Raw genomic sequence first — 22,065 nt, forward strand, 5'->3', positions numbered from 1 at the left:
ACAGAGTTTGATCTTGCTCACGAGTTAGAAATACTCTTAAACGAGCGCCCATATATAAGTCACCTCATGTCGATGCATTCTCTGTATTTACTTATCTTTACATAGTCTGGTTTTTTTATGCCCACCTACTTATATTGACCTGGTGAATGAAGAAACACTACAGGTACTCGGTTTAGCACCTTTAGCAGTTCATCCACAGTTTCAAAGACAAGGAATTGGTAGTGCATTAATCAAAGCAGGGTTAGAGATAGCAGAGGCAAAGAAAGAAGCTATAGTAATTGTACTAGGTCATCCCCAATTTTATACTCGCTTTGGTTTTCAGCCTGCTGTTGTTTATGAAATCGAGTCTCCCTTTCCAGTACCAGAGGAATTTTTCATGGTTAAACCACTGCAAAGCTATCAGGAAATTTATCAGGGAAAGGTTGTTTATCCATCTACTTTTGATGGAGTATAAATCGCGCCCAGATTCAGGGATGATATCATGTTCGAGTAAAGATTTATCATTTAGACCGCAGGGGGGCAGGGAGCAGGGAGAAAGAGGTTTTCCTGACTTTTGCACGGATGCGGTAATCATAAGTAATTAACCGGAATTGATATGAGAGGTTATTTGAAAAGTGGTTAACTGTGATTTTATTTCCTGACTTATTGAAGAAGTTGGGAATTTGATGTTTTGAGCGATCGCTAATTTTTGATTAGTCATTAAAAATTATTGGGGCTGAAATTACACCTTTTGCCTCTAAGGTAGCTGCAACCCGTAAAATTAGCGCTTCATTATATGGTGCTGCTATTAATTGCACACCTAAAGGTAATGCATTTTGGCGATGAATTGGTACTGATAAAACGGGTAAGCCAATGAAAGATAATGGTTGAGTAAATAGCCCTAAATGAGGACGGACAAGAATTTCTTTGCCATCCAAAATCATGTTTTGTTGACCAATTAGCGGTGCGGAAATTGGTGTAGTTGGGGCAAGAATTACATCGACATTTTGAAAAACTTCCCGCACGCGATCGCAATACCATTTTCTAAACCGTTGTGCTTGCAGATACCAGCTACTAGGAATTAACGCCCCAGCTAAAAAGCGATCGCGTGTTGCTGGATCAAAATCCTGGGGACGCGATACCTTCGGTGGGCTTTGCCTACGCAATTTTTCCAAATGCAGATTTGCGCCCTCGCTAGCTGTAATTATAAAAGCTGCTGCACGGGCGCGGTCTGCCTCTGGTATGATGACGTATTCAGTAACTTCTATTGCATCAGCTACTTTTTGCACGGCTGCTAAAGCTTCCGCTTCTGCCCCTTTGGTGAAATAATCACCAGCAATAGCAATTCTAATTGCAGAGATATCTTGATTAAGTTGTGGTAAACATAATTCAGGCGGACGTTTTGTACAAATTGGATCGCGATCGTCTTCTCCCTGAAGCACATCAAACACCGTAGCAATATCCTGCACCGAACGCGCAAAAGGGCCAATGTGGTCAAAACTGCTAGAAAATAAAGCTACCCCAGCCCGAGATAACCTTCCATAAGTCGGCTTGAAACCAAAAACGCCACACAACGCCGCCGGAACGCGAATTGAACCATTAGTATCAGAACCCAATGTCAGCGGTACTAACCCAGCAGCAATAGCCGCCGCCGAACCACCCGATGAACCACCAGCTACTCGCTGTAAATCATGGGGGTTGTGAGTAGCACCGTAATGGGAGTTTTCCGTCACAAACCCATAAGCATATTCATCCATATTCAAAGCGCCAACCAGTACAGCACCCGCTTGTTTCAGCTTCGCTACTGCGGTTGCATCTTGGCTTGCTGCTGGGTTTTCTGCATTGATTTTCGATCCCGCCAAAGTCGTTAAATCAGCGATATCGAAGAGATTTTTCACTGCAAAAGGCACACCTGCAAGGGTTCCAGGATTCTTACCTTGGGCAATTTCCCTGTCAATGCGGGCTGCATCTGTTAAAGCTGTCTCAGCAGTTATAGTCGTAAAACAGTTGAATAGATGATTTCGCATTGCGATTCGTGCTAACGCAGCCTTGGTAACTTCCACTGCGCTAACTTTGCCTTCATGCACAGCAGTAGCTATTGATACAGCGTCATTCATGGTTCAAAAACTGGTGCAACTTCAATATCCTCTGCTAGAGGGAAAGAATTTACAAGATTAGCGATCGCACTAATTCTCTCAAAATTTGCCACCACACCATCTCGATACTCATCTCTTATCTCTAAATCCAACAACAACCCCATTAAATCGACATACTCACCCACATCAAACTCTTCTCTTCTCATCTCTCTTTCTTTTCGCCCTTTCCGGTTCGTTATTCTAAACTTATAACTTCTTGCAGCAACTGAAATAAACAATGCGATTAATTTTATACAGTAAACCCGGCTGTCATTTATGCGAAGGCTTGCAAGAAAAGCTAGAACAAATCCAAAATCTCAGTTTCGAGTTGGAAGTTAGGGATATTACGACTCGTGAAGATTGGTTTGCTGCGTATGAGTATGAAGTGCCAGTACTTTATTTATCAAACCACAGAGGCGTACAGGATCAGGAAGGGAGTGAGAAACCATTGCCGCGTCCTTCTCCTCGTGCTAGTGTACAGCAGTTGGAGCAAATGTTGCGAAAGTATTTAGCCAATTAGAAAAAAATAATGCAGAATAAGCGCAAGATTAAGAATGTGACGAGGTTCACAAGATGAAATTGCGGGAATTACTAACAGCGGTAGACAGTGTTGAGCAATTGCCTAGCCATCCGACTTTAGAGGATGTGGAAGTTAGGGGTTTAAAGACGAATTCCCATGCTTGTCGTGTGGGAGATTTGTTTATTGGGATGCCAGGAACGCGGGTTGATGGTGGGGAATTTTGGCAAAGTGCGATCGCATCCGGGGCTGTAGCTGCGATCGTTTCTCCTGAAGCTGCACAAAAAAATCCTCCCACAAATCAGGCTGTAGTCATCAGTGCAAGTAACATAACTCAAGCTTGTGCCCAGATAGCGAGTGCTTTTTACGGTTATCCGGGGCGAAAACTCAAGCTGGTGGGTGTAACTGGTACAAATGGCAAAACTACAACTACTCATCTGATTGAATTTCTCCTCAACAAAGCTAATCTAGCTACAGCTTTGATGGGAACCCTCTACACACGTTGGGCAGGTTTTGAGCAAACTGCTGCCCACACTACTCCCTTTGCAGTGGAACTGCAACAGCAGCTAGCTGAGGCTGTAAATGCTGGGAGTGAGTTCGGGGTGATGGAAGTCAGTTCGCACGCTTTGGCCCAAGGTAGAGTGTTGGGTTGTGAATTTGATGTGGCGGTGTTCAGTAATCTTACCCAAGACCATCTCGACTATCACAGCGATATGGAAGATTACTTTGCTGCCAAAGCGTTGTTATTTAGCCCTGATTATCTCAAGGGACGGGCAATAATTAATGCTGATGATTCCTACGGAAAGCGGTTAATTGCCTCCTTGGATTCTGAACGAGTTTGGAGTTATAGCGTCAACGACAACAGCGCTGATTTATGGATGAGTGATTTAAATTACCAACCGAATGGTGTCAGTGGTACATTACATACACCAAAAGGTGACGTAGCTTTTCGATCGCCCCTAGTCGGACAATATAATTTAGAAAATCTTTTAGCAGCCGTAGGAGCAGTTTTACACTTAGGGCTAGATTTACAGTTAGTGGCAACTGTGATACCTGAGTTTCCGGGAGTTCCCGGACGGATGGAACGAGTACAAATTAATCCTGATCAAGATATTAGCGTGATTGTGGATTATGCCCACACACCAGATAGTTTAGAAAATTTACTGAAAGCAGCACGTCCGTTTATACCGGGTAAGCTGATTTGTGTATTTGGTTGTGGAGGCGATCGCGATCGCACTAAGCGCCCAAAAATGGGTAAAATTGCCGCTGAGTTAGCTGATGTGGCAGTGGTGACATCAGATAATCCCCGGACTGAAGACCCAGAAAGGATTTTGCAAGATATTTTGGCGGGAATAGCTGACACAGTGCAGCCAACAGTAATTTGCGATCGAGCGATCGCCATTCGTACCGCTATTTTACAAGCACAACCTGGTGATGGAGTCTTGCTTGCCGGTAAAGGCCACGAAGACTACCAAATTCTCGGTACCGAAAAAATTCATTTTGACGATCGAGAACACGCCCGCGACGCTTTACAGCAAAGACTTAACGTACAAGCTTAATTTGGGCATTGGAAGAGGCAGAGGGGCAGAGGGGAATAACTTACTGCAATTTCTTCCCTGCTCCCCTGCTCCCCTGCTCCCCTGCTCCCCTGCTCCCCTGCTCCCCACTCCCCTCTGGGTAGACTTTTTTATAGTTAATATTTCTTTCCGTGGGGATTTTGTAAAAAATGCACACATAAAGGTGAAAATCGAAGACAGAATTATTTCTTGCTTCATCCTTTTTGTGCTTGACTCATGAATGTTTCTTTGGCTAAGGATCTGTCTGTTTATCAACTGGTTATGGGAGTGCAAGCGCCTCCTAAACCATTGTCCCTCAGTCCTGCGACTCTGCTATCACTGGTGAGAGCACAAATTGACTTACTAATTGAGCAGCAAATTGCAGCAACTTTATGGGTAAAGCTACCACCTGAAAAAATTTGGCAATCAGAATTAGCGCGTTATCAATCCTCGGTAGGTGCGTCTAGTCTCATTTATACTTGCCAGATCGAGGAGAGGGAGAAAGAGGGAGATGAGGAAGCAGGGGGAGACAAGGGAGAGGGAGGAGTAAATGTCTCCATATTCCCCTCATCTCCTCATCATGTCCCCGTTCACCTACCACCAGATAGCCAACTGCGGCGGGAAAACTTTTTGATGGTGTTATCGCCCCAGTTTTGCAGTTTAATTTTGGCTCATCGACCACTCAAAAAACGCAAAAATCAGACATCAGGGAAGGTAAATACTAATAAAAACCAACCGTTACTGATTATAACTACTGTTGAAGGGAGAGTAATTCAGCAAGTATTAGATGGTATCCAACAAGCGATTGCGCCAGAATCATCCCCAATTTTACCTGCCGATTTTATTTGTCCAACTGTGCCTCAAGCCGCACTGATGAATCAACTGTTGGCAAAACAACTCCTGCGACAAGATGAAATTAATCGTCAAATCATCACAATCCGCACCACCAAGTTTCAGCAGCAAAATCAAGAGCTGCACAATAAAGAGCAACTCAAAGATGAATACCTAAAAAATATATGTCAGGAATTGCGTACACCCCTAACGCACATGAAGACAGCACTCTCGTTATTGAATTCCCCTAATCTCAAACCCCCCCAGCGACAACGTTATTTACAGATGTTGAATACCCAGTGTGATCATCAAAATTCCCTGATTACTGGTTTGTTGGAACTAGTGCAGCTAGAACGCAATTTGGAGGGGACAAGTTTAGAATCGGTGCGTCTCTCAGAAATTGTGCCTGGAGTAGTCAGTACCTACCAACCTGTAGCTCAAGAAAAAGGGATTATGTTAGCCTACACTGTACCAACTGAACTCCCATCTATTTGGTGCGTGAGTGGTGGTCTGAGGCAAATTGTGATTAATTTGCTGCACAACAGTCTTAAGTTTACCCCTAATGGGGGTCAAGTATGGGTGCGTGCCCGGACTCAAGGCGATTATGTCCAATTAGAATTCCGCGACACAGGTATCGGTATTGCCGAAAACGAAATTCCCAAAATCTTTGATCGGTTTTATCGTGTGCGTACAGCAGCAACCGAAGATTATGGTGGTGCTGGGTTGGGATTAACAATTGTACAGCAATTGCTGCTGCGCTGTGGCGGATCTATTTCTGTAAAAAGTAAATTATATGAAGGTTCTACCTTTACAGTACAACTGGCAAGTGTTGGCAATATCCCAAAAGCGATCGCTACAGAAAATGAGTTATAAGTTATGAGTTATGAGTGAAAAATTCGTAACTCATAACTCATAACTTTTAACTCCTACAGCTATTTTGCCTAACCTGCTGCAAACTCAGTAAACTTCCGCTTGTAGGGAGCATAAAAACCTAAAACAAGATATTGTTTTAGCACTCCAGCATTTACAGAATTAATCTCATTGATACAAGATATAATATTATTTGGATGAATCTTTTGGCAACACTTGTATAAACTCTCCACTTTGTTTATTGCGAACTACTATAAACTCGCTATTCGGCATTCGTAGCTCTACCGGAATCATTTCGGTTGGTAACTCCATTGGTAACCCACCATCTAACATCCCTACACCTGGAAAAGCTATAACCGTGATTATACCTGGTTTAAGACAACCAATAACTTGAACTGGAATCTGATCAAGCATTATATTTATTTCTATATAAAAACATTTCAAACATATACATATTCCAGGTGATTACTTTCTTTTTTATTTGGCAGTATGTTCGTTTATTTGCCAATACAGAACTTACTAAAAATCCTCTCTAAAACTGATTCTGTTACTTCTTCTCCAGTAATTTCCCCTAAAGCTTGAATCGCACCCCGTAAGTCAATTGTCCAAAAATCAAGAGGTAACTGCTGGGTAATTGTTGCTTGTACTTGTTCCAAAGATATTTTAGCTTGAGTTAAGGCTGCTGCTTGCCTTTGGTTAATGGCTAAATCCATATCAGCCGCTTGCACTTTTCCAGATTGAACTATCTCTAAAATTGCTGTTTCTAAAGCATCGATACCTTGATTCTGGGCTGCGGCTGTGACGATTTTGGATTTTGCATCGCACCTTTGGTACGCTGACAGCGCAACTGGGATTTTGGATTGAAAATTTTTCCTATCACTTTCTTCTACTAAATCGATTTTGTTAATAACTATAATCAACGGACGGTGTTGTACTTTTTCATAAATTTCTTCATCGCCTTCTGTCCAACCTGCGGAAGCATCGATGGTAAGCAAGACTAAATCAGCTGCATTGGCAGCACGACGCGATCGCTCAACGCCAATTTTTTCCACTTGGTCTGTTGTTTCCCGAATCCCCGCCGTATCTAGTACTTGTACGGGAATTCCCCCAACAACTAACTGAGATTCGACAACATCGCGGGTTGTACCGGGTAAGTCAGTCACAATGGCGCGATCGCTCCGACTCCAAGCGTTCAATAAGCTTGACTTACCCACATTTGGACGTCCAACAATTGCCACTTTTAAACCAGTACGTAGCAACTCACCTTGATCTTTGGTTTCCAATAACCTAGTTATTTCTGCGGCAATTTTATCGATTTCTGATACAATTGCTTTATCATCCAGCGGAGGAAGGTCTTCCTCAAAATCAATCCGGGCTTCAATTTCTGCCAAAATATCCAAACAGTTAGCGCGTAACTGCCGAATCGGATGAGCTAATTTTCCTTGTAAACCAGCTAAGGCACTTTGAGCCGCTTGAGGCGATTTAGCTCCCACTAAATCAGCAATACCTTCAGCTTGAGTTAAATCCAATCTTCCATTCAAAAAGGCGCGGAGAGTAAATTCTCCCGGTTGCGCTAGTCTGCTGCCATTTTCCAAACACAGTTGTAATACCTGCTGCACTGCCATAATTCCCCCGTGGCAATGGAATTCTACAACATCTTCACGGGTGTAAGAACGGGGTGCTTTCATAATCAGCAACAGGGCTTCATCCACTATTTGTTGCGTCTGGGGATGGCGAATGTAACCGTAGAGAATCCGGTGACTTTCCCAAACTTGTCGCCCCGGTGCATGAAAGAGACTTTGGGCGATTGCCATTGCTTGAGAACCGGACACCCGCACAATCCCAACACTACCCTGTTGGGGGACAACAGCAGTAGCGATCGCGGCTATAGTTCCAGTAGTAGCAAAGAGTTCCGACATGAGCGCCCTTTATAAGAGTGAGGAGTAAAAATCATAACTCATAACTCATAACTTTCTAAATGGTAAGTAATTCAGACTAATGGGATGGCAACTGGCAAGGTAAAATTTATCTTGAGGGTAATGCCTGATAGTAAAGAGTTAATAGTGAAGAGTTAGGGATGCAGACTATAACTCACAACTTATAACTTATAACTTTTAGAGAGAGGAATTTACTGTGGAGCAAAAGATTAACTGCGCTGTCGCTTGTGTTAACGGATGTGTTTTAGGGGATAAATGCCCCAATATCGAGTTTAGAGAGGCAGCCGTAAAATTTATTGAAGACACTCCCTTAGACAAAATGCTGGAGTTGGCACAAGAACGTCTGCGGAAAAAAATGGCAGAACCGCCAAAATGGGTTTTTCCTGAAGATCCATAGCATTTGAGCCAACAGGCACAAGCAAGACAGCGTGGAAGTTAAATAGTATCTGGATCTATATTTAATTCTCGCAGTTTTGTCGCCAAGCGATCGCTGCGTTGCTTCTCTTGTTGTGCCACTTCTTCGGGTGTGGGAAGCAGTTCTCCTTCAGGAGTGTAAAAGCGTAACTTTTCTTGAGCAACCCCTAAATATAAACCTAGCTGTTGGCTCCATAACCAGCCTTGGAGATTTTGTTCTAGCGGTTGATATTCACCATCCAGCAAATGGAACCCTGAAAACTCTAACGTTTCCGGGTCAAACCAGAAGTAATCTGGTGTGCGAAATATATCTTGGTAAATTTGTTTTTTTAAGCCTTTATCAGTGTCACCTGTGGTATCCGAGATAATTTCTATGATTACATTGGGATATTTGCCATCTTCTTCCCAGACAACCCAACTTTTGCGGGGTTTGCGTTCAGTTCCCAGTACGACAAAAAAATCTGGCCCCCGAAAATTTTCTGATTTGCGCTGGCGTGGACTGTAGTAGATGGTGAGATTACCCGATGCGTAAAAGTCTTGGCGATTTTGCCACAACCACTCCAAACATTGGATGAGTAGTGTCATTTGCAACCGATGCAAGTCAGTTTCCAAAGGCGGTTCGTTACTATATAAATCCCCTGGGGGAAATATAACATTTTCTGAGGTTTCTAAATCTTGGGCGACAGACATGGCAGCAAGTGTCTCAGTGCTATAAGTTTAGCGTAGCAGTCAGCCCCAATTCTTAGAGACGCTGTTCGCGTTCGGAGAATTCAAAATTTAAAACTGGTCAGGGTTAAGGTATTCTACAGCACCTAATTATTCATCACCGCATCTAAAAGTACATTGGCATCAAAGCGGACTACATCAGTGCAAGGTAGCCCCGTTTCTGCTATTATTTGAGCGATGCTTTCTTGAGCCGCAGATTCATCTAAATGGGCTGTGTTCAGCGCTATACCCACTACAGAAACACTTCCAAAAGCACCACCAGCACTAGCAACAGTTTCATAAAGCCGAATCACCTCTGGTAAAGGTGGAATGATTACATGGGGATGGTTGCGTACATGAACTTGTCCCGCCCGATGTACCAAAACTAGTTGGGTTGGTTGCGAACCACGGATTAGGGGTAGAGTTGCCGTTGAACCAGGGTGTAGCAGCGAACCTTGCCCTTCAATATGCAAGATATCGTAGTTTTTGCCATAGCGCATAACTATTTGTTCCACAGCACCGGCGGCAAAATCTACCCGCACGGCATCTAAAGCCACGCCATCTCCTTCTAACATCACCCCAGTTTGTCCGGTGGCGAGGAATTTAGAACGCCAGCCCCGCAGTTTTGATGCCCAATGTAACTCTAAGCTAGTTGACATTTTACCAATCGCCATGTCGGTTCCCACTGTCAACACCCGCCGACATGGAAGGGTGCGTGCCATTCCACTAGCAACACTAATATTAGACGGTTCTTTTCGTACATCCCAAATTAGTTGCCCTGGTTTGAGCAGTGCATTTAATTCTGGGATACTTGCCATTGGTGTATGTAAACCATTCACCAAAGACATTCCCGCTTCTAAAGCGTCTTTGATTTCCAGCCAGTAATCATCTGGTACAGCACCACCTCCAGGGGCAATGCCAATTACTAAAACTTCTGGTTTGTACTCTAGGGCTGCGGCTACCGATGCCACAATCGGCACATCACGCTTGATGCCTGTTAATTCTGGTAGGGATTTACCAGCACACTCGCGATCGATTACGGCTACGATTGGGGCTTCACTGTAACGTAAAATTGCTAGCCCTGTTTTGCCATGAGTCCCAATAGTCCCTTCATGAAGCAAGATAGCTACTCGTTGATTAAGTGATAGACGCACTGTGTTGTACTCCCAAGCCTGGTAAATCGTTTGGCAAAATTCTTCCTTCTTTTAGCAATGCACCCGTAAAAGGGTCATCAATTAAATTCAGGTGACTATCTAAATCTAAATAATCAGCTAGTGGTGCCAGCTGTAATGCTGCTGTATTAGCTAGCGAACTGTCAGAATAGCAACCGAACATTACTTGCAACCCGTAAGCTCGTGCTGTATGTACCATTCGCATTGCCTCTGTTAGTCCCCCTGATTTCATCAGTTTGATATTAATACCATCCACGTAGTTTGCCAAATCGGGAATATCGGCGCTGGTGAAACAACTTTCATCGACAAAAATGGGGAGGGGAGAGTGTTCTTTGAGTTTTGCTAAACTTGGTTCTTCTCCCCGTGGCAATGGCTGTTCTACATACTTTATACCTAAATCTGCTAGCCAATTGCACATTGCGATCGCATCTTCTAAACTCCAACCCCCGTTGGCATCAACGAAAAATTCTAGTTCAGGCGCTTCTTCTCGCACTGCTAAGAGCATTTTTTTATCTGCATCTATGCCATCTGGGCTACCTAGCTTTACCTTGAAAAGACGAACATCTGTAAATTTTAACCAGTCTCGCGCTCTCGCCCTAGCGCCTTCCGGCGAATTAATCCCAATTGTGACTGAAGTCGGGACTATTTGATTGCGATCGAGTCCCCAAAGTTGCCACAAAGGTAAACCTACGCGCTTACCCAGCCAGTCGTGCATTGCCATATCTAAGGCAGCTCTTGCAGCAGAAGGAACTTGGTTTTGTATTAAAACTTGCTCAATTTCCTGACGTTGTAAGGGGCTGAATGTTTGTAACAGAGGCACAACTTGCTGTAGGGCATCTTTGATTGCATCAGTTGATTGCCGATGATTACCTACACCAAATGGCGATGCTTCCCCCCAGCCTTCAATGCCATCTTGTGAAATTCTCACCCATACATTAGTTGTCTGTGCCGTTGTACCCCGACTAATGGTCAACGGAAATCTCTTATTTACAGTAAATAATTTTACATTTATTTGCATACTTTTTATACATATTATGATAATGCCAAAGTCAGTGTAAGTTCAAAGTTTAGATTATCGGATGCATCTGTTATACTTTTTTACATTCATTACAAAGTTTTTATACATACATTTTATTTTTACTTAGTTTATGAACAACTTACAAAAATGGAAGATTTTAAAATCAAAAATGGTTTTAGATAATCCTTGGTGTCAGGTGAGGCAAGATGAAATAAAATTACCCAATGGTAAAATTATAGATGATTATTTTGTCAGTATTAAGCCTGACGTTGCGATGGTTTTACCTATTACTATTAATAGAGAAATTATTTTTGTCAGGCAATATAGACACGCCGTAGGTGAATTTTTCTTGGAACTGCCGGCAGGAAATTTTGACCCGACAAAAGAGAGTGCAGAGGTAGCTGCAATTAGAGAACTGAGAGAAGAGACTGGTTATATTCCCCAAGAATTTAGAAAAATCGGAACTTTATACGATAAGCCGAGTAAAGATACCAATAAAATACATTTATTTTTAGCAGAAAATGTGAGCAAAGTTGGAGAGCAAGAACTAGATATTACAGAAGAAATTGAAGTTGTATTAATTCCTGTAAAATCAGTTTTAGATAAAATTTCCCAAGGTGAAATTTCTGTGGTGGGAACTATTGCGGCTCTTTTTTTAGGTTTAAAGTTTATCACTTCTCAATAATCAATATAGCTTTTTTGGCTTTAACAAAAATAATGCTTGAGGCAGGTTTAAACTTTGCACCATTTGGCATTGATACGCGATTTCCCTGGCACGATTTTTATAAGTCCTTTCTTCCGCAACCTATAAAAAATATTTTTCATTACTGTACCTGATTCGATCCCAGTCACTTGTCGAGCAATACGATTATCTATTTCTTCATGATCTACAAGATAGTCCATGACTAGTTGCTCATACTGTGGATACATTTCATACATTGAGATTGTATTTTCTGAACTTCAATTGACATATAGTTACGCATAGCAGCCTAACGATTCTTTAAATTTGTAGCATACAATGCAATCCATGAAGTACCGCCCAAATTCTAATCTTTAATCAAAAACACTACACTTGTGACAATAATTCCAGATGAAGCATTGGTAGTTCGGGGAGGGCGTAATCGTCCAGAGGATATTCGACGTGCAATAGGTACTCATCCCAGTGGCATAACAGGAATTTCTGTGGAATGTGCGGTAGGATTGTCAGTAGCGGAGTTGGCATTGAGTATTCCTCATGGGCAGATTGGTGTAACAACACTTGGTGAGGTTCGCCAAGCAGGTGGTGATGTAATCCGAACATCCGGTAAAAGTGCTAATCATGCAACATTAACGGGTTTAAACCCTCAGCAAATTAGTCAACTCCTTACACCTACTGTTCCTAATCCAGCAAAATAGCAGTTATAGTTTGGATCGCCTAGAATGATTACCCCTAGAGTTTTTGCAGATTTGCATAATGCTGATGCTGAAGGGCGTTTGCGTTTGAACTGTATTGGTACAATCGAAGACTTGGCAAATCAGAGTCTTGAGCTACGAGATGGACAGTTACTCACGATATATAGCGAAGATTTGGAAGTTGATGGAGTAGTGCAGTTCTCCGAAGAAGAGAAGTTGTGGGTTGCTGCTATTGATTGGGATAAAATAAGACAAGTTGAGGATTTTGTTGTACAGGCAAAAGTTTGAGTATCCATGCCATCTAATTTTTTAGTTTTTTATCTTGCCCATTGCTGCAAGATATAAGCATAAAAAGCTTCTTTATCTACCTTATCCATCGCATAAATTTTACGACCACCAGGAACTACTTTAGTCCGCCCCTGACTAACTCCAGTAGTGATCATTTCTGTTTCCCATTCGCGCAATTGATAAAATTCTGGATGTCCCAAATAAGCCGTTGCCAACACATCCCAGAAATAATAATCTTGGGGAATAACTAGTGCATAACATTGTCCAGCTAAATCAGAGATGGGATAGTGTCGTTGTCGTCCCATTTTGTATACTAACTCCGATGTAACTGGGACATTATTAGTTAAATCCAAAGGGCACATAATAATTTCAATTTGGGTTTGCCATACCCGCGCGGCTGAAATTGCGTCCCAATAAACATTCCATTCAGCGGAACCATCTTGTCCCGCTTCCAGACTTTTTTCCACATTGCCACCAACATTTAACGCACCCCCCATCCACACAATTTTGTGAATCTTTGCTTCAATGTCTGGTGCTTTGTCTAAAGCTACTGCAACCGTTGTCAACGGGCCCGTTACCATCAGCGTTACGGGGCTTGATGCGTCACGTAACACCTGTATCATGAAATCTTGACCTGTTTCGGCAACCAGAGGCGTAGTGATGGTTTCCCTTTGATTAAGAATGGGGAGATGGTCAACGATAAACGAATCACGGCGATAGAGAGTAGGAAATGGATTGATCCCGCGCACAGTGCTTTCTGCTACCGGGATATGAGAAAATCCCATCAAATCGATAATTTTACGTGTGGCGCTAACAGCTGGTTGAACGTAGCAATCTGCTGGAGTGACGACAACACCAAGGAGTTCAATATGATCCATCGTCAACAGCAGCATGGTTGCTAGATAATCATCTACACCACCATCGTGATCCATTAATACTAGTTGTTTTGTCATAAAAGGAGAATTAATATGGATGAGTTTATGGAAGCCGCAATTCAAGAAGCAAAACAAGGCAGACAAGAAGGCGGAATTCCCATTGGTTCGGTTCTCGTCAAGGATGGCAAAATTCTCGGCAGAGGACACAATAAACGCGTGCAAGACGGCGATCCTGTTACCCACGCCGAAATTGATTGTCTCCGTAATGCTGGGAGAGTTGGCAGCTACAGAGGTACTACACTCTATTCAACTTTAATGCCATGTTACCTATGCGCTGGAGCAGTTGTACAATTTGGCATTAAAAAAGTCATCGCTGGAGAATCCAGAACTTTTCCTGGTGCTAAAGAATTTATGGTATCTCATGGTGTGGAAGTAATTGATCTTAATCTTGACGATTGCGAACAAATGATGAGTGAGTTTATTGAAACTAACCCTGAACTTTGGAATGAAGATATTGGTAATTAGTTATTAGTCATTAGGCAAAACAGTTCCTCTTTTCCGAGTTCCAAGTAAAGAAGTGAGATTCCCTACTCAACACGGGCTAAACCCTAGCTATCCGCTAACAGCACTCTTGAGAGGCATTGGGTATGGGGAACTTACGATCGCAATTTGTGAGCATTGATTCCTGTGAGGATACCAACTAGCAGCCAAGTGATGGCTAATCCGATGACTTCACCGAAGAATAACTGCGTTAAGCGGTGCAATATCATCCCTATAGTAGAACCCACGGGGACAGCAACAGCCCAACTTGCTGAAGAAACAAATATCCATCGCCACGCTATCGGTTGGAGAATTGCTAACCATTGTGCCAATCCTATCCCCAAGCCGCCAAGCGCACCATAAATTGCCCCAGACAAGATTCTCAGGGGAAGAATCTGAGTGCTAGGTACAATCCAACCTACAGCACCAATACCGATAGCGGCGATCAGACTCCAACCCAAAAGACTTGACAAAATCCATCTGATACAAAATATAGGTTGTTTGAGAAGACAGCCTTGAGGAAGTGCGATCGCAAATCCGCCAATAGCTGCTTCCACTACTCCAATATCTGGCTTTTCGCCAACTTCAATTAAGAGTAAACTCAATAAAAAACCGCTAAAAGTAGCTAAAGTCCACAGCAATGTAAAGCCAAATCTAGTATTTACAGACGCGAATGGCATCAAAGTTTCTTTGTTTGTAATAGTCTGACAGTTTTAGCATTAAACATATCAAAAAAAGCTTTGCGTCGCTGTTGGGGTGATTCAGGTACAATGTAACCCCATAGACTCTCCCAATAGAAAAAGGAGATCCCATCAAAATTGCGATCGCGCACTACCTTAACCTGTTCTCGAACTTGTGCAATTTTCACAGGATTACCTACTGTTCCTGTTGATATACCAATTCCTACAGGAATTAGACTTTGAGCCAATTTCACAGATGGATGTTCTAGTTGAGCGATAAAAGAGTTTTTATCATTCCGATATACCTGCAAAATTAACTCACTAACTAAACCTTTTTTTACCCAATTTTCCCAATCTTGCAAATAGTATTTGTAGGCAAAAGCTTGATAGTTAGGAGACAAAGATATTTTAACTTTGGGTTTAACTGCCTTGACAGCTTGATAGATTTCTGCCATGAAATCAGTAATTTTATCTGCCCGCCAACGCATCCATTCTGAGTTAAAAGGGTCGATAGGGGGACTTTTGCCTTGATGTTCTTGCTGGTAGAGTTCTATAGTGAAGCGATCATAGCCAAACTGTACTGGCATTCCAAAGTGGTCGTCAAGCTGAATACCATCCACATCGTAATCCCTAACTACTTCTAAAATTAGCTCTTGGATAAACTCTTGTACTTGTGGATGTAAGGGGTTTAACCAAGCCTGTTTAGTTATTAAAACATTGTCGATTTCTTCTGGTGGGGCATCTTGAATAGAGTTTATCCCTTCTTGCCCAATTGTCAACCAATCAGGATAACGCCTTGCTAATTGTGAATAATGCGGTGTCATAAACCCGTATTCAAACCAGGGAATGACTCTCAAATCTTTATTTTTAGCAAGTGTTATTATCTTTGCTAAAACATCCTGTCCACCGTGCATGAAGTTGAGCAAAGGTTGAGTATCTGAGCCGGTAGTCAGTTTTGCTACAGCACTTTTATAAAAAGTATGTCCTCGGTTCCAAACTACAGGATAAATTGTATTAAAGTTGAGAGCTGATAATTGATTTATGGCACGGTTAATCCCCCAAGGAACAAATAATACACCACTAGCAACATTAGTCAGCCAAACGCCGCGAATTTCTGTAGTTAAAGGACTTGTTTTTTGGGAATAAACTGGCAGTGAGGAGGGCAAAAAAACTGTTAAAGCGACTACTAATCCCAAACACAGCAAGTAAGAAACACAACGGCGAACAACCCGATTCATTTGTAAGCGTGACCTAGTGCGATCGGAATATATATAACTACAAAATAAAGTTTTAATCCTCCGGATGATGTAAAGAAATGATGATTCAGAATTCAGAAGTCAGTACTCAGAATGGTTGAGATAATACGGAGCTATTTTTGGTCATGAATATACTTAACGATACCAAAACCTCATAAATTAGGACTCCAAACTTATAACTCCTAATTCTCAACTCCTGACTTCTAACTTCTTTGTTCTTAAAATCTTTCCACACCCTCAAATTGCTTGATAGCAGATGCATTTGCTGCTTCTCCACAAGTCCGTGGTGTGGGGAATATCTTTTCAGGATTTGCTAACCCTTTAGGATTAAAAACCTGCCGCACCCATTGCATAGTTTCCAAATCAACTTGGCTAAACATTTGTGGCATATAGCACTTTTTCTCTGCACCGATGCCATGTTCGCCAGAAATACTACCACCTACTTGGACACAAAGTTTAAGAATTTTTCCACCCATTTCTTCTACTTGTTCTAATGCACCAGACACAGAATTATCATAAAGAATTAGCGGATGAAGATTGCCATCACCAGCGTGAAACACATTAGCAACACGATAACCGTATTGTTTACTCAATGCCTCAATTTCATGTAAAACATAAGGCAACTGAGTCCGAGGAATTACACCATCTTGTACATAATAATCTGGGCTTAAATGTCCTGCCGCAGCAAAAGCCGCTTTGCGTCCTTTCCATAATTTCAAGCGAGTTTCTGGATCAGTAGCAGAAGTGACATTCCGCGCACCATTCTTTTTACAAATTTCGGTAACTCGTTGCTTATTTCCTGCAACTTCTACCTCTAAACCGTCAATTTCTATTAGCAAGATAGCAGTAGCATCGCGGGGATAACAATTCGTTGCGACAACATCTTCAACTGCATTGATGCTGAAGTTATCCATCATTTCCATACCACCAGGAATAATGCCGGCACTGATGATGTCAGAAACAGTTGCCCCAGCAGCTTCAATGCTAGTAAAATCTGCCAAAAGTACACAAATTGATTCTGCACTTTTGAGAATTCGCAAGGTAATTTCTGTCGCAATTCCTAAAGTGCCTTCAGAACCAACAAAAACACCTGTTAAATCATAACCAGGCATTTCTGGGATTTGTCCGCCTAAATCGATAATTTCCCCTTCTGGCGTGACAATTTTTAATCCTAAAACGTGGTTAGTGGTGACACCATATTTGAGACAATGCACCCCACCAGAATTTTCCGCAATGTTGCCCCCAATAGAGCAGATAATTTGACTGGAAGGGTCAGGAGCGTAGTAAAATCCAGCACCACTAACGGCTTGTGTTACCCAACTATTAATCACCCCTGGTTGTACAACTGTCCGTTGATTTTCTAAATCAATGCTGAGGATTTGCCGCATTAATGAAGTGACAATTAAAACAGAATCTTCCACTGGTAAAGCGCCACCAGATAGACCAGTACCAGAGCCGCGTGCGATGAAGGGTATAGAATATTGATTGCATATCTTCACCACTTGGGCAACTTGTTCTGTAGTTCTGGGTAACACCACCACAGCCGGACGTTGGCGATAGCCAGTTAAACCATCGCATTCATAAGTAATAAGTTCTTCGCGACGTTGCACCACACCATTTTTGCCAAGGACAGCCTCGAATGCTTTGATAATGGGTTTCCAGTTGTGTTGTTTTTTATCTTGTGTAAGCATAGTTTTTAAAGTTCAAGGTAGATGTATAGAGGATTCCAGGCTTTTTGGAACGCTTTAATTACTATTGTTGCAAGAATAGCAGTCAAAGGTGAGTAAAAAGCTATAGCAATCCGGAATCATTCATGAGAAAATACCGAGATAATAATCCTTATTTTACAAAGGTTACAGCCTTTATTTATTCTCACGTATCATTTAGGACTGCTATATGTATGGGCTCTCGTGTCGCCCACCCCACAATAAGTAGTTGAGTATTTTTTTATTTGTCAGTCCCTAATGTCGGTATTTACCATACAGACGGTCAACCTGCAATTGTACCCGACGTTTTTCTCGGCTTAGATGTGCAAGTTACTGAAAAATGGTGGGAAAAACAAAATCGTTGTTATATGGTTTGGCGTTTTGGTAAACCTCCCGAAGTTGTACTCGAAATTGTCTCTAATAAAGAAGGTGATGAACTGGGCAAAAAACTGCAAATTTATGAACACATGCAGGCTAGTTACTATATCGTATATGACCCAAATCAGCAATTAGGAGAAAAAGTACTACGTGTTTATGAACTTAGGGGAACACGCTACTTTGAAACTTCAGAAATTTGGTTAGAACAAGTTGGTTTAGGTATAACTCTATGGGAAGGTAAATTTGAAGGCAAACAGGATCATTGGTTACGCTGGTGTTACCAAGATGGAAATGTTTTATCGACTGGAGATGAACGAGCTTTCCAGTCCGAACAACGAGCTTCTCAAGCCGAACAACGCAACCAATTACTAGCAGAAAGTTTACGGGCTATGGGCATAGATATAGACACTCTATAAGACAATGGTTGTAAAGACGCAAAGTTTTTTTGGGTCTTTGCATGAGCCAAAAAATTATCACGAACTTGTGCAACTTACAAACTCATTTATCCGATGCCAAACCTTCTCTAATAAATTAGGATCATCTGCATCAAACCATTTAATTTGGGGATAGGCTCGAAACCAAGTACGTTGTCGCTTAGCAAATTGTCGCGTATGCAAAATTGTTAATTCTTTCGCTTCATCTAAAGAAATATCCCCAGCCAAATATTGCTTAATTTCTTGATAGCCCAAAGTATTCAACAAAGACAAATCAGCGCCATATTTTTGACAAAGATTCTCCACCTCTTTAAGCAAACCATTTGCTATCATTTGTTCAGTACGCTGCTTAATCCGAGCATCTAACTTTTCAACATCGCAATCCAAACCAATTTGCAAAATCGGATAATTCGGTGGATTCTCCCCTTGCTGTTCTGAAATTGGATATCCAGTTACATAAAATACCTCTAATGCTCGTAAAGTTCGTACTGAATCATTGCCATGAATCTTTTGTGCAGCAACGGGGTCAACTTGTTGTAACATAGCGTACAGTTGTGGTTGACCTAGAGATTCAAGCTGCGATCGCAATTCCGTTTGTGGTGCAACTCTCGGAATTTTCATCCCTTGGACAATGGAACGGATGTATAAACCAGTGCCACCAACTAACAACAGTGGTGTAACACCAAGAGAAGCAATTAAGGCTTGTGTTTTTTCCTGGTAGTCTGCTACTGTCATCATGTCTGTTGGGTTGCAGATATCTATTAAATAGTGCGGCACTAATTTTTGTTCAGCCACAGTTGGTTTTGCCGTCCCGATATCAAACTCACGGTAAACTTGACGAGAATCAGCACTGATAATTACAGAACTCAAGCGCATCGCCAAAGCCAAAGCCAAACCTGATTTACCTGTTGCTGTCGCACCACAAATCACAATTAATTTAGTCATTTGTCATTTGTCATTTGTTATGGGGCATTGGGCATAAGAAAGAAACTTATTCAATAATTCTCCCTTGTCCCCCTCATCTCCCCCTGCCTCCCCTGCTCCTTCTGCCCCTTTGCCCCCTGCCCCTCTCTAACGGTAGTGCAGCCCCTGTATAAACTTCTCTTGAAAATGCCCTACAGACGCCAGCAAGGCTTTTGTGTTACAATTTTGGAGTGTTTTTACTTTTATTTGCCTTTTGGCGAGTTCAACCCCACGCATCAGGAGAGTTTACATGACGAGCAGTTACAGTGCCGATCAGATTCAAGTTCTGGAAGGTCTGGAAGCCGTCCGCAAAAGACCAGGAATGTACATCGGTACCACTGGGCCGCGAGGACTCCACCATTTAGTTTACGAGGTGGTGGACAATTCAGTTGATGAGGCTTTGGCGGGTTATTGCACTCATATAGAGGTGGATATAAACGCTGATGGTTCTGTGACTGTAACAGATGATGGTCGCGGTATTCCCATCGATATTCACTCGCGAACCGGGAAATCGGCTTTGGAAACCGTGATGACGGTACTGCATGCCGGTGGTAAGTTTGGCGGCGGTGGCTACAAAGTTTCTGGAGGATTGCACGGGGTTGGTATTTCTGTTGTTAATGCCCTCTCTGAGGTTGTAGAAGTTACAGTTTGGCGAGATAAAAAAGTTCATATCCAGCGCTATGAACGGGGTGTGCCAGTTACTGAACTGCAAGTCAAGCCTTATAAAGAAGCTAGAAGCGGAACTTCTGTAACTTTTAAACCGGATACCCAAATATTCACTACTAGTATTGAGTTTGATTACATCACTTTATCAGGTCGCCTACGCGAATTAGCGTATCTGAATGCAGGTGTCAAAATTACCTTTACCGATCACCGTCTGGAATTACTAAAAAGCGATACACCCAAGGTAGAATCCTACGAGTACAGGGGTGGCATTAAAGAGTACATTGCGTACATGAACCGTGAGAAGCAACCATTGCATGAAGAAATTATCTATGTGCAAGGGGAACGCAACAACGTACAAGTGGAAGTTTCATTGCAATGGTGTACTGATGCTTACACGGATAATGTGCTAGGTTTTGCCAATAATATTCGCACCGTGGATGGTGGTACGCACTTAGAAGGCTTAAAAGCGGTTCTGACTCGGACATTAAACGCGATCGCCCGCAAACGCAATAAAATTAAAGAGAATGAACCTAACCTCAGTGGCGAACACGTCCGCGAAGGTTTGACAGCCGTTATTTCCGTTAAAGTCCCCGACCCAGAATTTGAAGGACAAACCAAAACCAAACTCGGTAATACCGAAGTTCGGGGAATTGTCGATTCTTTGGTGGGAGAAGTCCTCACTGAGTATCTAGAATTTCATCCTGCCATAGCCGACTCAATTTTAGATAAAGCTATCCAAGCTTTCAAAGCCGCAGAAGCAGCGCGTCATGCGCGGGAATTAGTTCGCCGCAAATCTGTACTAGAATCTTCGCCATTACCTGGTAAATTGGCTGATTGTAGTTCTCGCGACCCTAGCGAATCTGAGATATTCATTGTGGAAGGGGATTCAGCAGGTGGGAGTGCCAAACAAGGACGCGATCGCCGCACTCAAGCAATCTTGCCTCTACGTGGTAAAATCCTCAACATTGAAAAAACCGACGACGCTAAAATCTATAAAAATAACGAAGTTCAATCGTTAATTACAGCCCTTGGTTTAGGTGTTAAAGGTGATGAATTCGATTCTACTCAACTGCGCTATCACCGCATAGTCATTATGACGGACGCTGACGTAGATGGGGCACACATTCGGACTTTGTTGTTAACATTCTTCTATCGATATCAGCGAGCGCTCATCGAACAGGGCTTTATTTATATTGCTTGTCCCCCACTGTTTAAAGTAGAACGGGGACGTAATCATGAATATTGCTATAGCGATCGCGAAAAAAATCAAGCGATCGCCAAGTTTCCTGCTAATGCCAACTATACCATCCAACGCTTCAAAGGTTTGGGTGAAATGATGCCACAACAACTCTGGGACACCACCATGAACCCAGAAACTCGTAAAATGAAGCAAGTCGAAATTGAGGATGCCGCCGAAGCTGATCGCATCTTCACAATTTTAATGGGCGATCGAGTCGCACCCAGACGAGAATTCATCGAAACCTATGGTTCTAAGCTCAACTTCACTGATCTAGATATCTAATATCAATTTCCTGTCACTACTCTGAGAATTTGTGAACTTAGTAATGGGTAATGGGTGAAAACCTATTACCCATTGCTTTTTTTATAATTTAACGTGAGTTCGACAAGTCTTATTTGACCTCTCCCCCAGCCCCTCTCGGACGCCCAGAGGGGAGCAAAAAGCTTAATTTTTCGTTTCTCCTCCCTTTCCGTTTCGGAGAGGGAGGCTGGGAGGGAGAGGTTCATCGAACTC

Annotated in this window: 21 protein-coding genes and 2 pseudogenes; 11 read left to right on the forward strand and 12 right to left on the reverse strand. The window is 42.4% G+C overall.

Annotated elements, in window-relative coordinates; all coding sequences use genetic code 11:
- Nucleotides 1-127: 127 nt before the first annotated feature.
- Nucleotides 128-454: pseudogene (locus HWQ44_RS17055) on the forward strand (N-acetyltransferase); the annotation flags it as partial.
- 238 nt (nucleotides 455-692) lie between these two features.
- On the opposite strand, the gene HWQ44_RS17060 reads toward HWQ44_RS17055, so the two are convergent.
- Nucleotides 693-2,096, reverse strand: a complete 1,404-nt coding sequence (locus HWQ44_RS17060; protein ID WP_292720734.1) for an AtzE family amidohydrolase — start codon at nucleotides 2,094-2,096, stop codon at nucleotides 693-695.
- Entirely contained in the window at nucleotides 2,093-2,281 is a 189-nt protein-coding gene (locus HWQ44_RS17065) for a DUF4089 domain-containing protein (RefSeq protein ID WP_292720736.1), read from the reverse strand. The genes HWQ44_RS17060 and HWQ44_RS17065 overlap by 4 nt, the downstream gene beginning before the upstream one ends.
- Before the next feature lie 71 nt (nucleotides 2,282-2,352).
- Here HWQ44_RS17065 and HWQ44_RS17070 point away from each other — a divergent pair, with 71 nt between their 5' ends.
- The 3 genes from HWQ44_RS17070 to HWQ44_RS17080 all read left to right on the forward strand — a co-directional run bounded on the left by HWQ44_RS17070 (nucleotide 2,353) and on the right by HWQ44_RS17080 (nucleotide 5,891).
- The gene (locus HWQ44_RS17070; protein ID WP_292720739.1) at nucleotides 2,353-2,634 is read left to right on the forward strand and encodes a glutaredoxin family protein; all 282 of its coding nucleotides are present in this window, start codon (nucleotides 2,353-2,355) and stop codon (nucleotides 2,632-2,634) included.
- A gap of 53 nt (nucleotides 2,635-2,687) precedes the next feature.
- Nucleotides 2,688-4,190 (forward strand): UDP-N-acetylmuramoyl-L-alanyl-D-glutamate--2,6-diaminopimelate ligase, encoded by a 1,503-nt coding sequence (locus HWQ44_RS17075; RefSeq protein WP_292720741.1) that lies wholly within the window; start codon nucleotides 2,688-2,690, stop codon nucleotides 4,188-4,190.
- A gap of 234 nt (nucleotides 4,191-4,424) precedes the next feature.
- Nucleotides 4,425-5,891 (forward strand): DICT sensory domain-containing protein, encoded by a 1,467-nt coding sequence (locus HWQ44_RS17080; protein ID WP_292720744.1) that lies wholly within the window; start codon nucleotides 4,425-4,427, stop codon nucleotides 5,889-5,891.
- A 186-nt stretch (nucleotides 5,892-6,077) separates the two neighbouring features.
- On the opposite strand, the gene HWQ44_RS17090 is transcribed toward HWQ44_RS17080, so the two are convergent.
- Nucleotides 6,078-6,302, reverse strand: coding sequence for a hypothetical protein (locus HWQ44_RS17090; protein WP_292720785.1), 225 nt, complete (start codon nucleotides 6,300-6,302; stop codon nucleotides 6,078-6,080).
- 83 nt (nucleotides 6,303-6,385) lie between these two features.
- Nucleotides 6,386-7,807: a tRNA uridine-5-carboxymethylaminomethyl(34) synthesis GTPase MnmE gene (gene mnmE, locus HWQ44_RS17095; RefSeq protein WP_292720747.1), complete on the reverse strand. Its 1,422-nt coding sequence runs from the start codon at nucleotides 7,805-7,807 to the stop codon at nucleotides 6,386-6,388.
- 214 nt (nucleotides 7,808-8,021) lie between these two features.
- On the opposite strand from mnmE, the gene HWQ44_RS17100 reads away from it, so the two are divergent.
- On the forward strand, nucleotides 8,022-8,222 hold the full coding sequence (locus HWQ44_RS17100; RefSeq protein ID WP_292720749.1) for a hypothetical protein: 201 nt from the start codon (nucleotides 8,022-8,024) through the stop codon (nucleotides 8,220-8,222).
- 38 nt (nucleotides 8,223-8,260) lie between these two features.
- Here HWQ44_RS17100 and HWQ44_RS17105 read toward each other — a convergent pair whose 3' ends face one another.
- The 3 genes from HWQ44_RS17105 to HWQ44_RS17115 all read right to left on the reverse strand — a co-directional run bounded on the left by HWQ44_RS17105 (nucleotide 8,261) and on the right by HWQ44_RS17115 (nucleotide 11,134).
- The gene (locus HWQ44_RS17105; protein WP_292720752.1) at nucleotides 8,261-8,929 is read right to left on the reverse strand and encodes a Uma2 family endonuclease; all 669 of its coding nucleotides are present in this window, start codon (nucleotides 8,927-8,929) and stop codon (nucleotides 8,261-8,263) included.
- Between the two features lie 122 nt (nucleotides 8,930-9,051).
- Entirely contained in the window at nucleotides 9,052-10,098 is a 1,047-nt protein-coding gene (locus HWQ44_RS17110; protein ID WP_292720756.1) for a DUF1611 domain-containing protein, read from the reverse strand.
- On the reverse strand, nucleotides 10,082-11,134 hold the full coding sequence (locus tag HWQ44_RS17115) for a dipeptide epimerase (RefSeq protein ID WP_292720758.1): 1,053 nt from the start codon (nucleotides 11,132-11,134) through the stop codon (nucleotides 10,082-10,084). The genes HWQ44_RS17110 and HWQ44_RS17115 overlap by 17 nt, the downstream gene beginning before the upstream one ends.
- Nucleotides 11,135-11,264: 130 nt before the next feature.
- Between HWQ44_RS17115 and HWQ44_RS17120 the strand changes: the two genes are divergently transcribed.
- The 3 genes from HWQ44_RS17120 (at nucleotide 11,265) to HWQ44_RS17130 (ending at nucleotide 12,814) form a co-directional block, all read left to right on the forward strand.
- Nucleotides 11,265-11,819: an NUDIX hydrolase gene (locus tag HWQ44_RS17120; RefSeq protein ID WP_292720760.1), complete on the forward strand. Its 555-nt coding sequence runs from the start codon at nucleotides 11,265-11,267 to the stop codon at nucleotides 11,817-11,819.
- A gap of 389 nt (nucleotides 11,820-12,208) precedes the next feature.
- On the forward strand, nucleotides 12,209-12,529 hold the full coding sequence (locus tag HWQ44_RS17125) for a flavoredoxin (RefSeq protein ID WP_292720763.1): 321 nt from the start codon (nucleotides 12,209-12,211) through the stop codon (nucleotides 12,527-12,529).
- A 24-nt stretch (nucleotides 12,530-12,553) separates the two neighbouring features.
- The gene (locus tag HWQ44_RS17130) at nucleotides 12,554-12,814 is read left to right on the forward strand and encodes a hypothetical protein (protein ID WP_292720765.1); all 261 of its coding nucleotides are present in this window, start codon (nucleotides 12,554-12,556) and stop codon (nucleotides 12,812-12,814) included.
- Nucleotides 12,815-12,843: 29 nt separating this feature from the next.
- Here HWQ44_RS17130 and HWQ44_RS17135 read toward each other — a convergent pair whose 3' ends face one another.
- Nucleotides 12,844-13,767 (reverse strand): nucleoside hydrolase, encoded by a 924-nt coding sequence (locus HWQ44_RS17135; RefSeq protein ID WP_292720767.1) that lies wholly within the window; start codon nucleotides 13,765-13,767, stop codon nucleotides 12,844-12,846.
- A gap of 15 nt (nucleotides 13,768-13,782) precedes the next feature.
- On the opposite strand from HWQ44_RS17135, the gene HWQ44_RS17140 reads away from it, so the two are divergent.
- Nucleotides 13,783-14,214, forward strand: a complete 432-nt coding sequence (locus HWQ44_RS17140) for a nucleoside deaminase (RefSeq protein ID WP_292720769.1) — start codon at nucleotides 13,783-13,785, stop codon at nucleotides 14,212-14,214.
- Between the two features lie 131 nt (nucleotides 14,215-14,345).
- Here HWQ44_RS17140 and HWQ44_RS17145 read toward each other — a convergent pair whose 3' ends face one another.
- The 3 genes from HWQ44_RS17145 to glcD all read right to left on the reverse strand — a co-directional run bounded on the left by HWQ44_RS17145 (nucleotide 14,346) and on the right by glcD (nucleotide 17,856).
- Complete coding sequence (locus HWQ44_RS17145) at nucleotides 14,346-14,909, reverse strand: hypothetical protein (protein ID WP_292720771.1); 564 nt, start codon at nucleotides 14,907-14,909, stop codon at nucleotides 14,346-14,348.
- Entirely contained in the window at nucleotides 14,909-16,147 is a 1,239-nt protein-coding gene (locus HWQ44_RS17150; RefSeq protein ID WP_292720773.1) for a glycoside hydrolase family 10 protein, read from the reverse strand. Before HWQ44_RS17150 ends, HWQ44_RS17145 begins: the two co-directional genes overlap by 1 nt.
- Before the next feature lie 236 nt (nucleotides 16,148-16,383).
- Nucleotides 16,384-17,856 carry a glycolate oxidase subunit GlcD gene (gene glcD, locus HWQ44_RS17155; protein WP_292720775.1) on the reverse strand — a complete coding sequence of 491 codons (1,473 nt, stop codon included), beginning with the start codon at nucleotides 17,854-17,856 and terminating at the stop codon, nucleotides 16,384-16,386.
- 257 nt (nucleotides 17,857-18,113) lie between these two features.
- Here glcD and HWQ44_RS17160 point away from each other — a divergent pair.
- Nucleotides 18,114-18,665 (forward strand): annotated as a pseudogene (locus HWQ44_RS17160) (Uma2 family endonuclease); the annotation flags it as partial.
- 57 nt (nucleotides 18,666-18,722) lie between these two features.
- Here the strand turns inward: HWQ44_RS17160 and miaA are convergent.
- Nucleotides 18,723-19,628: a tRNA (adenosine(37)-N6)-dimethylallyltransferase MiaA gene (gene miaA, locus HWQ44_RS17165; RefSeq protein ID WP_292720777.1), complete on the reverse strand. Its 906-nt coding sequence runs from the start codon at nucleotides 19,626-19,628 to the stop codon at nucleotides 18,723-18,725.
- 268 nt (nucleotides 19,629-19,896) lie between these two features.
- On the opposite strand from miaA, the gene gyrB reads away from it, so the two are divergent.
- Nucleotides 19,897-21,834, forward strand: coding sequence for a DNA topoisomerase (ATP-hydrolyzing) subunit B (gene gyrB, locus HWQ44_RS17170; protein WP_292720780.1), 1,938 nt, complete (start codon nucleotides 19,897-19,899; stop codon nucleotides 21,832-21,834).
- The last annotated feature ends 231 nt before the right edge of the window (nucleotides 21,835-22,065 follow it).

The sequence above is a fragment of the Nostoc sp. JL34 genome (assembly GCF_017114945.1).
GTDB lineage: Bacteria > Cyanobacteriota > Cyanobacteriia > Cyanobacteriales > Nostocaceae > Nostoc.